Raw genomic sequence first — 13,024 nt, 5'->3', positions numbered from 1 at the left:
CTGCTTTCCGACTACTTCTCGACGGTGAAGCCCTGCTCCTCGCCGTACTTGACCGAGGCGTCCTGCCAGGCCTTCAGGCCGTCCGCCAGCTTCGTGCCGGAGACGTAGGCCTTGCCGACCGTGTCGTTGAAGATCGAGTTGGCGTACTGCTGGAAGGGCAGGTACGACCAGTCGTCGGCGACGTTGGCGGCGGAGTCGGCGAAGATCTTGTTCGCCTCCTGCCCGCCGAAGTAGTCGAACTTGGTGCTCTGGAACTCGGTGGACTGCAGCTCCGCGGTGGTCGCCGGGAAGGCACCCTGCTTGACGCGGGTCTGGACGCCGGCGCCGGAGTTCGCGTACTCGACGAAGGCGTAGGCGAGTTCCTTGTTCTTGCCCAGCGCGGGCAGGGCCAGGGAGCTGCCGCCGTTCTCCGCGCTCGCCTTGTCGCCCTTGGTCCAGGCCGGCATCGGGGCCGCACGCCAGTCACCCTTGGCACCCGGCACACCGGTCACGAAGTTGGCGGGCATCCAGGCGCCGGTGGCCAGGGTGGCGATGGTGCCGTCGCCCAGCCCCTTGTACCAGTCGTCGGTCCAGCCGTTGATGGGCGCGAGAAGCTTCTCGTCGATCAGCTTCTGCCAGGTGTCGGTGTACTTCTTGGCGCCCGCGTCGGAGAAGTCGATCTTCACCGTGGTGCCGTCGACCTTGTACGGACGGGAACCGGCCTGCCACAGCATGCTGGTGGTGAAGCCCGCGTCACCGGCGTCGTTGGCGATGTAGACCTTGGGGTCGGCCTTGTGCAGCTTGCGCGCCGCGTCGACGTACTCGTCCCAGGTGGTCGGGACGGCGACCTTGTACTTGTCGAAGACCGTCTTGTTGTAGAACAGCGCCATCGGGCCGGAGTCCATCGGCAGGCCGTAGACGGCCTTGCCCTCGCTCACCGCGTTCCACGGACCCGGGGTGTACTTGGAGGCCAGCTTGTCGGCGCCGTAGGGGGCCAGGTCGGTGAGGCCCTTGGTGAGCGAGTACTGGCTCACCGCGAAGTACTCGACCTGGGCGACGTCGGGCACGCCCTTCTCGGCCGAGATGGCGTTCGACAGGGCGGTGTAGTGCTTGTCGCCGGACCGCTCGCTGACGAGGTTGATCTTGACCTTGGGGTACTTCTTCTCGAAGTCGGCGGCGACCGTCTTCAGCGTGGGCTCCCAGGCCCAGACCGTGACCGAGCCACCCTTCTTCAGGGCCGCCTGGATGTCCGAGGCGGAGACCGCCTTCTGGTCGGAGCCGTCGTCCGAGCCGCCGCAGGCGGTGGCGCCCAGGGCGAGGGTGGACAGGAGGGCTATGCCGCGCAGCAGGCGGCTGGTCTTTCTGCGCATGGAGGTGCTTCCACTTCTTCGTGGGTGGGACAGGGTGAGGGTGGTGGTGCGCAACGTGGGGCTGAAGGGGCGACCGGAGGGCGGCAGGCTCACTCCTTGACGCTTCCGGCGGCGAGACCCGACTGCCAGTACTTCTGCAGCAGCAGGAACGCGGCGATCAGCGGCAGGATGGTGAGCAGCGAACCGGTGATCACCAGGTTGAAGATCACATCGCCGCCGATGGTCTCGGCCTGGGAGTTCCACACGCTCAGACCCAGGGTCAGGGGATACCAGTCCGAGTCCTTGAGCATGATCAGCGGCAGGAAGTAGTTGTTCCAGGTGGCAACCGTGGTGAACAGCAGCACGGTCACGATGCCGGGGGCGAGCAGGGGCAGGGCGACCGTGAAGAAGGTGCGCGCCTCGCCGGCCCCGTCGATGCGGGCGGCCTCGAGGAGTTCGGTGGGAATCGCCTCGCTGGCGAAGACCCACATCAGGTAGAGGCCGAACGGCGAGACCAGCGACGGGATGATCACCGCCCACGGGGTGTCGGTCAGGCCCATCTTGCTGAACATCAGGAAGGTGGGCACCGCCAGGGCCGTACCGGGGACGGCGACGGCGCCGATGACGACCGCGAAGATGCCGCGCTTGCCGGGGAAGTCGAACTTCGCCAGCGCGTAACCGCCCAGGATCGCCAGGAAGGTGGCACCGCCGGCGCCGAGCACCACGTACAGCAGGGTGTTCAGCAGCCAGCGCGTGAACACGCCGTCGTCGTACGTGAACGTGTCACGGATGTTGTCCCACAGGGCGAAGTCGCTGCTGAACCACAGCCCGTTGGAGTCGGCCAGGCCCGCCTGGGTCTTGGTGGCGTTGATGGCCAGCCAGATCAGCGGCACCACGGTGTAGAGGACGACCAGGGAGGTCAGCACCGTCAGCAGCAGGCTGCGCCGGGGCTTCCCCGGAGTGTGCCTGCGCGGGCCGCGCAGACGCGGCGCGTTCCTGGCGGGGGAGGAGGTCTTGGCGGGCGTGGCGGGGGAGTCGGTGGTGAGAGGGCTGCTCATCGGGTCACGCTCCCTTGCGCATGCCGCGCAGCTGCACGACGTAGGCGATCACCATCGTGATCACGCCCATGATGATGGCCACCGTCGCGGAGTAGTTGTGCTGCTGGCCGTTGAAGGACAGCGAGTACGTGTAGTAGTTCGGGGTGTAGTCGGTCGTGATGGCGTTGCGCGCCAACGGCCGCAGGATGTTCGGCTCGTTGAAGAGCTGGAAGCTGCCGATGATGGAGAAGATCGTCGCGATGACGAGGGCGCCGCGGATCGCGGGCAGCTTGATCGCGGTGATCACACGGATCTGTCCGGCGCCGTCGATCTCCGCCGCCTCGTAGAGCGAGTGCGGGATGACGCGCAGCGCCGAGTAGAAGATCAGCATGTTGTAGCCGACGAACTCCCAGGTGACGATGTTGCCGATCGACGCCAGGACCAGGTCGGGCGAGAGAGGATCGGGCAGGGAGACGCCGAACGCCTCGTTGATGTCGCCCACCAGCCCGTACTTCGTGCCGTACATGAAGCCCCACATCAGGGTGGCGACCACGGCGGGCACCGCGTACGGCAGGAAGATCGTGATGCGGAAGAAGCTCTTTCCGTAGAGCCGCCCGCTGTCCAGGACCAGGGCCACCAGCAGGGCGATGCCGAGCATGATCGGGACCTGGACGGCCAGGAAGAGCGACACCCGTCCGAGGGCGGCCCAGAACTGGTCGTCCTTCAGCGCCTGCGTGTAGTTGTCGACGCCGACGAAGGTGGTGCCGCCGATGAGCTGGTCACGGAAGAGGCTGAGATAGATCGAATACGCGATCGGGGCCAGGAAGACCAGGGCGAACACGGCCACGAAGGGACCGATGAACCCCCACCCCGTCCAGGAGCGGCGGTCCCGTCTTGCCGGAGGGGGTGCCGGCCGCGGTTCGGCAGCCGCCGGCGGTTGCAGCGTCGTCATGTCGTTCCTTGCTCGTCCTGTCCCGGAACCGGCGGTGCCGCACCGACGTGCCGTGCCGCGCCGCCACGATGTTTACGCAAACATCAGCCACCGCAGAAGCCCGGTGAGCTGTTATGTTTACGTAAACATCTGATGGCGGCATGTCTACACTGCCCCGATAACCACGGTCAAGGGTCCTCTGGGGAGACCGTGGAACCTGCGGTGAACGAAAGGTGGGGCCTACGCGTGGAGATGGCTGAAAGAGCCCCGGTGAGCGGAGCCGGGGCGGCCGTGGAACCGGCCGGAGGCGCGTCCCGGCCCGGCGGCGCCGCGAAACGCCCCGGGACCCGTGGCCGGGCCACCGCCTCGATGGCGGACGTGGCCCGCCTGGCGGGCGTCTCGTCGCAGACGGTCTCCCGCGTGTCCAACGGTTACGCCGGCGTGAACGAGGAGACCCGCCGGCAGGTGCTGGCCGCCATGAAGGAGCTGGGCTACCGGCCCAACAGCGCCGCCCGTGCCCTCAAGCGCGGGGAGTTCCGCACCATCGGCGTCATCACCTTCACCCTGTCGACGACCGGCAACGTGCGCACCTTGGAGGCGATCGCCACCTCCGCCGCCGCCGAGGGGTACGCGGTGACCCTGCTGCCGGTGGCCGTCCCCACCCAGGACGAGGTGCGCGGCGCCTTCTCCCGGCTGGAGGAGCTCGCCGTCGACGCCGTGATCGTCATCATGGAGGTGCACCTGCTGGACGCGGCGACCGTCATCCTCCCGCCGCACGTCCAGGTCGTGGTCGTCGACTCCGACGCCGGTGACCGCTACACGGTCGTGGACACCGACCAGGCCGGCGGCACCCGCACCGCCGTCCAGCATCTGCTCGGCCTCGGCCACCGCACGGTGTGGCACCTCGGCGGTCCGGAGGACTCCTTCGCCGCGCAGCGCCGCGCCGACGCCTGGCGCGAGGCCCTCGTCGAGGCGGGCCGCACCCCGCCGCCCCTCGTCCGGGGCGACTGGTCGGCGGAGTCCGGCTACCACGCCGGACTCGAACTCGCGGCCCGCGAGGACTGCACCGCCGTCTTCGCGGCCAACGACCAGATGGCCCTGGGCCTGCTGCGCGCCCTCCACGAACGCGGCCGCCGCGTACCCGAGGACGTCAGCGTCATCGGCTTCGACGACATCCCCGAGGCGGGCTCCTTCCTGCCCCCGCTCACCACACTCCACCAGGACTTCGCGGAGGTCGGCCGCCTCTGCGTCCAGGCCGTGCTGCGCAAGATGCGCCGCAACGACCCCGAACACGGGACGACGCTGGTGCCGACACGGCTGGTACACCGGGAGAGCACGGCCCCGCCGCCAGAAGCACGCTGATGTGACCGTGCGGCTCACGTCCCCCAGGCCGCTGCCCCGACGCGTGCCACCCCGTCCGCGGCACCGACGGAGCGCCCGCCCCTCCAGCCGGCCCGGCCGGTGACACCGTCGCAGTTCCTCGACGGCCGGGAAGCGGGCGGCGTAGGCCGTGTGCAGCCGCTCATGGCGACGAGGGCTCGGTCTGGCAGAACATCAAGGTGCGCGAGCACCTGCACGTCGACACCGGCTTCCCGTCGGCCCCTACACCGGTGCGCCCCCGCCGACCGCGGACTGAACACCGGGGTGGGGACATGCGTAGGACAAAGGTGGAGCACAGCGCGCCCACTGATATCGAGGAGTCCGGTCCGTGAGTACTTTCGCCGCCTCCCGCCCGGGCCGCCGGGCGGGAGCCCTCGTCCTGCTGCTGGGAGCGGTCCTCGGCTTGCTGTTCGCGGGCGCGGGACCGGCCGCCGCCCATGCCAAGGTGCGCGACACCAACCCGGCCGAGGGCAGTGTGCTGAAGACCGCGCCCAGCGAGGTCACCATGACCTTCACCGAGTCCATGACCCTCTTCGAGGACTCGATCAAGGTTCTCGACCCCGACGGACGGCGGATCGAGGCGGGCACCACCGAGCACGTCGGCTCCGACCCCGCCACCGCCCGGGTCGCCCTGCCGGCCGGCCTGGCCGACGGCACGTACACCGTGTCGTGGAAGGCGGTCTCGGCCGACAGCCACCCCATCGGCGAGGCGTTCGTGTTCTCTGTGGGCGCGCCGTCTCCGACGAGGGCCGTGGTTTCCGACACCCAGCCCGGCGAGGGTCTGGTCGGCACCCTGTACTCCGGGGCCCGGTTCGTCGCTTACCTGGGCTACGTCCTGATGGTGGGCACGGCGGCCTTCCTGCTGGTGTGCTGGCCGGACGGGGCTCGGCTGCGCCGGATGCGGCGGCTGCTCGTGGCCGGCTGGGTGACCCTGCTGCTGTCCGGTCTCACCCTGCTGACGCTGCGTGCCCCCTACACCTCGGGGGAGAGCCTGGCCGAGGCTGTCGACCCGGCCGCTCTGCGCGACACCCTCGGCACGGAGCCGGGCAGCGCCTTGATGGTCCGCCTCCTGGTGCTGGCGGCCTCGGGACTTTTCCTGGCGGGTGTCGCCGGTGCCGCGAAGGACGCGGCCGACGCCGGGTCGTCACCCGGCAGGCGCCGCCCGGCCCTGATCGCGGCCGGCGCGCTGATCGCGTCGGCTCTGGCATACACCTGGGCCCTCACCGGACACGCCGCAGCCGGAGAGCAGACCAGGCTCGCCATCCCGGCGGACGCCCTCCACCTGGTGACCGTCGCGCTGTGGCTGGGCGGTCTCGTCGCGCTGGTCATCGTCCTGTTCCGTGCACGCGAGGGCGAGGAGGCACCCCCGGAGGCGGTGGCCCGTTTCTCCCGCCTCGCGTTCGTCTCAGTCGTCGTCCTCGCCGCGACGGGCCTTTACCAGTCGTGGCGGCTGGTCGGCTCCTGGGACGCCCTGACCTCCAGTCGCTTCGGCACACTGCTGCTGCTGAAGACCGCGGCCGTGGCGGCCGTGCTGCTGGTGGCGGCGTACTCCCGCCGCTGGACGGCTCGCCTGCGGGAGCCCGCCGAGGAGACGGCGGCCGGGGAGGCCAGGGAACCCGCCCTGGCTGTCGCGGCCGCGCGTGGCTCAGCACAGGGCGGCGCCGACAGTCCCCAGGGCGAGGCGTCCCCGACGGACACCCCGGAGCTCGGCACCGCCTCGGGCGACACCGGCCCGGCCGACCCCGACCCCCGGCACCGGCTGCGGCGCTCGGTCGCTGCCGAGGCCCTTCTCGCGGTCGCGGTCCTCGGGATCACCACCGTCCTGACCGAGACCACCCCGGCCCGGACCGAGGCGAACGCGGCGACCGTCGCGGCGGTGACCGTCCCGGCCCAGCCGAACGCCGTCAGCGTCACCGTCCCCTTCGACACCGGGGCCGAGAACGGCAGCGGCAACGTCCTCATCACCCTCAGCCCCGCGAGCGTCGGCCGCAACGAACTCCAGGCGCTCGTCTACGCCGTCGACGGCGGCATCATCTCCATCCCGGAACTGCGGATCACCTTCACCAGCGCCGACGGCGGTATCGGACCGCTCGACGCCAATCTGCGCAACGTGGGCGGCTACTGGCAGACCGGAAACCTCCAGCTCTCCAAGGCCGGCAAGTGGACGATGGCGGTCACCGTCCGCGTCACGGACATCGACCAGACGACGACCACGAAGTCCATCACGATCAGCTGACGGTCCGCCGAGGCGCCACGCGGCGGAACCCGGCCTCCGGTGGTGCAGCTCGTCCACCACGAAGCCGGTGGCTCTGCCGCCGGCCCGTCCCCACGCGTGTGGCGTCGGCGACCCGTACAACGTCACCCTCTTCGGCGAGTCCGCCGGCGGTCACAGCACCTGCGCCCACCTGGCCGCCCCGTCATCGGCGGGCCTCTTCGACCGGGTCGTCCTGCAGAGCGCCCCGTGCACATCCACCATGGGCAAACGGAACCGGAGGGACGCCCTGGCCGAGGGCGTGGCAACCGCTGCCGATGACTTCGCCCGCACGGGCAGGACGGCCTGGAAGCCCACCACCCCGGCGGCCACGAACGCACAGCAACTCGCCTCGGGCCCGGGCGGCATCAAGCCCGTGGACTTCGCCAAGGACCACCACTACGCCTTCTGGAAGACCCTGCGCTGATCGCGCTGCCGGCGGTCGGTCCGCGGGCCCTTCGGGAGGCGCGGACCGCCGCCGCAGAACCGGTGCTGCGGGACATGGACGTGGGCCGTTGGCGGGGGGTGGACAGCGGTTGGGAGCCGTCTCCACCGCACCGCGCTAGACGGGGGTCGATTCGTAGGAGCTGATCACGTACAGGGCCTCGTCGTCGATGGCGTTCTTCTCCCAGTCCAGAGTGATCCGCAGCGGGCGGCCGTCGGCCGCATATTCCGCTTCCGCAGTGTCCGCGCCGTCGCTGCGGGCCTGGTCCAGCCTCTTCAACAGCTCGGCGATCGTGGGGATCTCACGGGGCAGTTCTTGTACCTGCCGCTGACTGTCCTCGTCGATTCCGACTGCCTCTGTCACCGTGCCGTCCCGGACCTTCACCCGGAAGGTGCCTGCCAGGACCTGGGTGGTCGATGTCAGCGTGTAGGAGTACGCGGCAGGCTCCTCCCAGGTGGTCTTCGGCTTGCGCTCATCAGCGGACTCGGCGGACGTCGAGGAGTCACAGGCGGCTGAGGTGGCTGCACACAGCAGGGCCCCGATCATCGCGGCGGCGGATGCGGAACGGGGACGGAGACGTCCGGCAGTCATGGTGGCTCCCTCTGAGTCGGTTACCGCTGTGACGCCCGCCGACTCAGAAACGTTCACGACAGCTCTGCGGTCCGTCGCCCTGGGAGGCCCCGCCCCTTCCCCACTGAATGCTGAAAATTTTACCCAAATTCTATTGACTCGTGGCATATCTGGAGCAAGGTGATTAGTAGACCACAACACCGAAAGAGTCACAAAGTCGGTGAGGACGTCTAGTCGGCGGAGTGACTTGGACAGGATGTGGTTCAGGCCCCCGGCAAGCCGGCGCGACACCGAGGCAACAGTGACGACTGAAGCTTCAGGACACGCGCAGCACTACCGGGGACTGTTTTTGCCCTGAAGCCTTCGCGCGGGCCTGACGGCGGTGCGAAGGCTTTGCCGCGCCCCGCCGGCCACGCGCCTGGCCTCGCGTATACCCCGGCGTATACATAATCCGCCCAAGTCGTTTCCAGGCGGCACAGCGTCCGCCAGGCAAAAAGCTGCTCTCCGACGTACAGCCGCGCATTCTCATGCCGCGACGAGATCGGCCCACCGGGTCACCCCGCCGGAGTGGACGTGTATGCCGTGCCGAGTCGCCAGCGCGTGAACGATCTGCTCGCCCCGGCCGTGCTCGTCCGGGTCGATCCCCTCGGGCGACTGCCCCCTCGGGCGCACGGGTCCCGCGTCCGTGACCTCGACGCGCAGGGTGCCGAGCCCGTCGTCGCTGACCCAGGCCAGCCGCAGTACCGCCGGGGGCAGGGCGTGGACGATCGCGTTGGTGAGCAACTCCGACACCACCAGGAGCGAGTCCTCGACGATCTGCGGGGACACGTTCCAGAGGTCGAGAATCGCTCGCACCCGTCGGCGCACGCCTGAGACGGCACCGGGGGCGGGCGGCATCGTACACACGTGCTCGACTGTGTCCCGCTGCCTCGTATTGAGCTGTACCGCCATATTGCTCTCCTCCGGTGAGCGCTGTCGGCCTGACGCGGCCTGCAGCGCGTTGTGCCGGGCCACAAGGCACGCTAGGGAGCGAGACCAGGCCGGTCAATGAACGGCGGTCGGCATTACCGAACGCGGTGGTTCGTCCCTTGGTGCACCGTTCACCTGCACGTAACGCGGACTCTCTGTGGCGGTAATAGGCTCGCCTCATGGCCGGCCCAGTCCAGTCGATCGAACGGGCGGCGGCGATTCTGCGTCTGCTCGCCGGTGGACCGCGCCGACTCGGGCTCGGCGAGGTGTCGGCCTCGCTCGGACTCGCGAAGGGCACCACGCACGGCATTCTGCGCACGCTCCAGCACGTGGACTTCGTGGAGCAGGACGCGGCGACCGGAAAGTACCAGCTCGGGGCCGCCCTGCTGCACCTCGGCACCAGTTACCTCGACGTCAACGAGCTGCGGTCGCGCTCCATCAACTGGGCCGACGCCCTGGCCGCCCGTAGTGGGGAAGCGGTCCGCCTGGGCACCCCCCTGGAGGGCAAGGTCCTCGTCGTCCACCACGTGTTCCGGCCGGACGACACGCTGCAGACCCTGGACGTGGGCTCGCTGCTGCCGCTGCATGCCTCCTCGCTCGGCAAGGTCCTGCTCGCCTTCGGCACCGCGCCCCTCGAGCCGGCCCTGGAAACCGGGCTGGAGGCCTACACCCGGCACACCCTGGCCGCGCCGGAGCAACTCAACCAGGCACTCGCCGAGGTCCGGGACGTCGGATGGGCCGCCGAGGTCCAGGAAATGAGCATGGGCGAAGCCAGCGTCGCCGCGCCGATCCGTGGGCACGGCGGCCTCGTGGTGGGCGCCATCGGACTGTCCGGCCCGGTCGAGAGGATCTGCCACGGGCAGGGCCGTCCCCGGCCGAACCTGATCAGCCTGCTCCGTGAGGCGGCACGAGCGATCTCCAGAGACCTGGGAGCGGCTCGCTGGTAGTCCCACCGCCTCCCCGACACATCAGAAGGCAGACCCGATCATGGTTGAACGGTATGTAATGTCCATCGATCAGGGCACCAACTCCACCCGATGCATCCTGTTCGACCATCACGGGCGGCTGGTGTCCGTCGCCCAGCGGCCACACCAGCAGCACTTTCCCAGACCCGGATGGGTCGAGCACGACGCCGTCGAGATCTGGCGCAACCTGCAGCGCGTCATGCCCGAGGCTCTGTCCGATGCCGGTGCCGGGGCGGAAGAGGTCGCCGCCGTCGGTCTCGCCAACCAGCGGGAGACGACGGTGCTCTGGGACCGGCGGACGGGGATCCCGCTGGACAGGGCGATCGTCTGGCAGGACACCCGCACGGCACCGCTCGTCGAGGACCTCAGACACCGCCCCGGAGAGGAGTTCTTCCTCGAACGTTGCAGCCTGCCCCCCTCGACCTACTTCTCGGCGCTGCGGATCCGCTGGCTGTTCGACCATGTCAGCGGGCTGGAACAGCGCGCCAAGGACGGCGAGGTGCTGTTCGGGACGATGGAGAGCTGGCTGATCTGGAATCTCACGGGGGGCGTGGACGGCGGCCTGCACATCACCGACGCCACCAACGCGAGCCGCACCATGCTGATGAACATCCGTACACTCACCTGGGACGAGGAGCTCTTGGCGTTCTTCGGCGTCCCCCGCTCCATGCTGCCCGAGATCCGGTCGTCCGCAGAGCGCTACGGCGAGGCCCGCGCGGTCCTCCCGGGCGTCCGTATCACGGCCGCCCTCGGCGACCAGCAGGCCGCCCTGTTCGGCCAGACCTGCTTCTCCCCGGGCGAGGCGAAGTGCACGTACGGAACGGGCAGCTTCCTGCTGCTCAACACCGGTACCGATGTCGTGCGGTCCCGGCACGGACTCCTCACGACCGTCGCGTACCAGATCGGGGATCAGCCCCCGGTCTACGCCCTGGAGGGTTCGATAGCCGTCACCGGCTCGCTGGTCCAGTGGTTCCGTGACCGTCTGGGACTGATCAGCAGCGCGCCGGAGATCGAGACCCTCGCGCTGACGGTCGAGGACAACGGCGGTTGCTACATCGTCCCCGCCTTCTCCGGCCTGTTCGCACCCCGCTGGCGCAGCGACGCACGCGGTGTCATCGTCGGCCTCACCTCCTACATCACCAAAGGGCATCTGGCCCGGGCCGTGCTGGAGGCCACCGGCTGGCAGACGCGCGAGGTCGTCGACGCCATGAACGCCGACTCCTCGGTCCCCCTGCAGCAGCTCAAGGTGGACGGTGGCATGACAGCGGACAACCTGCTCATGCAGTTCGTGGCCGACGTACTCGACGTGCCCGTGGTGCGGCCCATGGTCGCCGAGACGGTGTCCCTGGGCGCCGCCTACGCCGCAGGGCTTGCCGCCGGCTACTGGCCGGACCTGTCCGTCCTGCGTCGTAACTGGCACCGGGCCGCCCAGTGGCTGCCCGACATGGACCCCGAGCGGCGGGAGTCGGAGTACGACAACTGGCAGCGAGCCGTCGAGCGGTCACTGGGGTGGATCAGACCGCCGCGGTCCCCTTGATCGGGGGCCGAACAGGAGACGGCCGGCGAACCCGCCGAGGACGAAGAACCCGAGGACGAAGAACCCGAGGGCGAAGAACCCGAGGACGAAGCGCCGCAGCAGACCCGCGCGGCTTCAGCCCGGTCCGGCGTCACCTCGGAAAGTGTGGCTGTCGGTTTATGGACCTGGGTTCGGCCTCCCCGCCGCGAGCGATGTGTCGGCCACGACGGCGTCAGGATGGTCGCCGATGTAGTCCCGCACCACCGATTCGAAGCTCGGATTGGGCTCCAGCCCGAGCGCGGCGGCGCGTGTGTTGTCGAAGACGGAGGGCCACGAGCCCACGATGGCCTCGACGTCAGGATCGGGCGCGATCGCCACCAGGTCGGCGACGGCGTCGCCGGCCACTCGCCGCAGCGTGGCCAGCATCTCGGCGACCGAGACCGTGAGTGCCGGAAGGTTGACCGGCAGCCCGCCGTGGAGCCGGCCCTTTCCGGTGCCGCGCTCGACTTCCGCGATGCGCAGGATCGCCTCGACCGTGCGTCGTGGCGAGGCCAGGGCCACACGTAGGGCGGGATCCACGGGGCAGACGGCCGGAAGGCCCGCGAGCGGCTCGCGGATGATGCCGGACAGGAAGCCGGAGGCGGCCGCGTTCGGCTTGCCCGGCCGCACCGACACGGTCATCAGGCGGGCGACGCGTCCGTCGACGAAACCGCGGCGGGTGTAGTCCGCGACCAGCTGCTCGCAGACGAGTTTCTGGATCCCGTAGCTCGATCGTGGCGTGGGCAGGGTCGACTCGCTGACCACAGGCGGGAGCGGGAGCGCCGGGTCGGCACCGTAGACCGCCACGCTGCTGGAGAACACCAAGCGCGGCGTCGGCCCACCGGCGGCCGACTGGGCCCGGGCGGCTTCGAGGAGCGCGCGGGTGGTGTCCAGGTTCGCGCTCATGCCGAGGTCGAAGTCGGCCTCGCACTCGGCCGAGACGGCGGCGGCGAGATGGATCAGTACGTCTACCGGCTCCGCGAACACCTCGTCGAGGCGGTCGATCAGGTCGCCCCGCACGATCTCCACGAGTGGGTCGGCCGCCTCCGGCGACCCGGGCGGCACGAAGCGGTCGGCGAGCACCAGGCGATCGATCGGCGCACCTCGATACGTCCGTGTCCCGAGCAGGGTGCTGGTGACCTGTCGTCCCAGGAAGCCGAAGCCACCCGTGATGACGATCCTCATGCGGTGCCTCCTCTGCAGTCGTTCAGCCGGCCGAGCCCCTCGCTCGTGCCGGCGCGGGGCACGTACTCGCAGCCGATCCACCCGTCGAGACCCGGCTCGGCGATGACGCCGAACGGACGTCTCACAGAGTTGCACCTTGAGGTCTCTGCCTGCCGGCTCAGGCAGTAGCTTGGCGTGTCACGGCCGTTGATCGGCTCGACCAGGATGTCGACGCCCACCGCGGCGGCCCGTTCCGCGGCCCACGCGAGGTCGGCCACGAGAAGGCCGACTTCGACGACGGGGGAACCCGGCCCCCTCGTGACCAAGGGCGCACTCGCGTCGTCGGCGTTCACCACGCGCTCGGCGCCGGCAAGGTCGACGTCCTGACCGGCGCGCCTTCCTGGTTTCCTCCGCCTGAACCTGTGGCTC

General features: G+C 69.7%; 12 protein-coding genes. 5 read left to right on the top strand and 7 right to left on the bottom strand.

The window, feature by feature from the left end:
* Positions 1-11 precede the first annotated feature (11 nt).
* The 3 genes from IE263_RS13915 to IE263_RS13905 all read right to left on the bottom strand — a co-directional run bounded on the left by IE263_RS13915 (position 12) and on the right by IE263_RS13905 (position 3,317).
* Positions 12-1,349: an ABC transporter substrate-binding protein gene (locus IE263_RS13915; protein WP_189936018.1), complete on the bottom strand. Its 1,338-nt coding sequence runs from the start codon at positions 1,347-1,349 to the stop codon at positions 12-14.
* 89 nt (positions 1,350-1,438) lie between these two features.
* Entirely contained in the window at positions 1,439-2,386 is a 948-nt protein-coding gene (locus IE263_RS13910; protein ID WP_189936016.1) for a carbohydrate ABC transporter permease, read from the bottom strand.
* A 4-nt stretch (positions 2,387-2,390) separates the two neighbouring features.
* Complete coding sequence (locus IE263_RS13905) at positions 2,391-3,317, bottom strand: carbohydrate ABC transporter permease (protein WP_189936014.1); 927 nt, start codon at positions 3,315-3,317, stop codon at positions 2,391-2,393.
* Positions 3,318-3,665: 348 nt separating this feature from the next.
* Between IE263_RS13905 and IE263_RS13900 the strand changes: the two genes are divergently transcribed.
* The 3 genes from IE263_RS13900 to IE263_RS49500 all read left to right on the top strand — a co-directional run bounded on the left by IE263_RS13900 (position 3,666) and on the right by IE263_RS49500 (position 7,354).
* Positions 3,666-4,658, top strand: coding sequence for a LacI family DNA-binding transcriptional regulator (locus tag IE263_RS13900; protein ID WP_189936296.1), 993 nt, complete (start codon positions 3,666-3,668; stop codon positions 4,656-4,658).
* 346 nt (positions 4,659-5,004) lie between these two features.
* Entirely contained in the window at positions 5,005-6,912 is a 1,908-nt protein-coding gene (locus IE263_RS13895; RefSeq protein ID WP_229910971.1) for a copper resistance CopC/CopD family protein, read from the top strand.
* A gap of 67 nt (positions 6,913-6,979) precedes the next feature.
* Positions 6,980-7,354 (top strand): carboxylesterase family protein, encoded by a 375-nt coding sequence (locus IE263_RS49500; RefSeq protein WP_189936012.1) that lies wholly within the window; start codon positions 6,980-6,982, stop codon positions 7,352-7,354.
* A 135-nt stretch (positions 7,355-7,489) separates the two neighbouring features.
* Here the strand turns inward: IE263_RS49500 and IE263_RS13885 are convergent, their stop codons facing one another.
* Both IE263_RS13885 and IE263_RS13880 read right to left on the bottom strand, forming a co-directional pair.
* Positions 7,490-7,963, bottom strand: coding sequence for a DUF6174 domain-containing protein (locus IE263_RS13885; RefSeq protein ID WP_189936010.1), 474 nt, complete (start codon positions 7,961-7,963; stop codon positions 7,490-7,492).
* Between the two features lie 504 nt (positions 7,964-8,467).
* Entirely contained in the window at positions 8,468-8,839 is a 372-nt protein-coding gene (locus IE263_RS13880) for an ATP-binding protein (protein WP_308430616.1), read from the bottom strand.
* 251 nt (positions 8,840-9,090) lie between these two features.
* On the opposite strand from IE263_RS13880, the gene IE263_RS13875 reads away from it, so the two are divergent.
* Together IE263_RS13875 and glpK are read left to right on the top strand one after the other, a co-directional pair.
* On the top strand, positions 9,091-9,858 hold the full coding sequence (locus tag IE263_RS13875; RefSeq protein ID WP_189936006.1) for an IclR family transcriptional regulator: 768 nt from the start codon (positions 9,091-9,093) through the stop codon (positions 9,856-9,858).
* Between the two features lie 40 nt (positions 9,859-9,898).
* Positions 9,899-11,413 (top strand): glycerol kinase GlpK, encoded by a 1,515-nt coding sequence (glpK, locus tag IE263_RS13870; protein ID WP_189936004.1) that lies wholly within the window; start codon positions 9,899-9,901, stop codon positions 11,411-11,413.
* Between the two features lie 156 nt (positions 11,414-11,569).
* Here the strand turns inward: glpK and denD are convergent, their stop codons facing one another.
* Together denD and IE263_RS13860 are read right to left on the bottom strand one after the other, a co-directional pair.
* Complete coding sequence (denD, locus tag IE263_RS13865) at positions 11,570-12,616, bottom strand: D-erythronate dehydrogenase (protein WP_189936002.1); 1,047 nt, start codon at positions 12,614-12,616, stop codon at positions 11,570-11,572.
* Complete coding sequence (locus IE263_RS13860; protein ID WP_189935999.1) at positions 12,613-12,948, bottom strand: hypothetical protein; 336 nt, start codon at positions 12,946-12,948, stop codon at positions 12,613-12,615. The genes denD and IE263_RS13860 overlap by 4 nt, the downstream gene beginning before the upstream one ends.
* Positions 12,949-13,024: the final 76 nt, after the last annotated feature.

It is taken from the genome of Streptomyces aurantiogriseus, from assembly GCF_014649375.1.
GTDB classification, from domain to species: domain Bacteria; phylum Actinomycetota; class Actinomycetes; order Streptomycetales; family Streptomycetaceae; genus Streptomyces; species Streptomyces aurantiogriseus.
Note: the sequence above shows the minus strand (reverse complement) of the source record. Positions and strands in the feature narration are given on the sequence as shown.

Bases quoted from the DNA above. Each gene is read 5' to 3' on its own strand.
- IE263_RS13875 (WP_189936006.1), top strand. From the start codon at position 9,091: ATGGCCGGCCCAGTCCAGTCGATCGAACGGGCGGCGGCGATTCTGCGT.
- IE263_RS13915 (WP_189936018.1), bottom strand. From the start codon at position 1,349: ATGCGCAGAAAGACCAGCCGCCTGCTGCGCGGCATAGCCCTCCTGTCC.
- IE263_RS13900 (WP_189936296.1), top strand. From the start codon at position 3,666: ATGGCGGACGTGGCCCGCCTGGCGGGCGTCTCGTCGCAGACGGTCTCC.
- IE263_RS13905 (WP_189936014.1), bottom strand. From the start codon at position 3,317: ATGACGACGCTGCAACCGCCGGCGGCTGCCGAACCGCGGCCGGCACCC.
- glpK (WP_189936004.1), top strand. From the start codon at position 9,899: ATGGTTGAACGGTATGTAATGTCCATCGATCAGGGCACCAACTCCACC.
- IE263_RS13885 (WP_189936010.1), bottom strand. From the start codon at position 7,963: ATGACTGCCGGACGTCTCCGTCCCCGTTCCGCATCCGCCGCCGCGATG.
- IE263_RS13910 (WP_189936016.1), bottom strand. From the start codon at position 2,386: ATGAGCAGCCCTCTCACCACCGACTCCCCCGCCACGCCCGCCAAGACC.
- IE263_RS13880 (WP_308430616.1), bottom strand. From the start codon at position 8,839: ATGCCGCCCGCCCCCGGTGCCGTCTCAGGCGTGCGCCGACGGGTGCGA.
- denD (WP_189936002.1), bottom strand. From the start codon at position 12,616: ATGAGGATCGTCATCACGGGTGGCTTCGGCTTCCTGGGACGACAGGTC.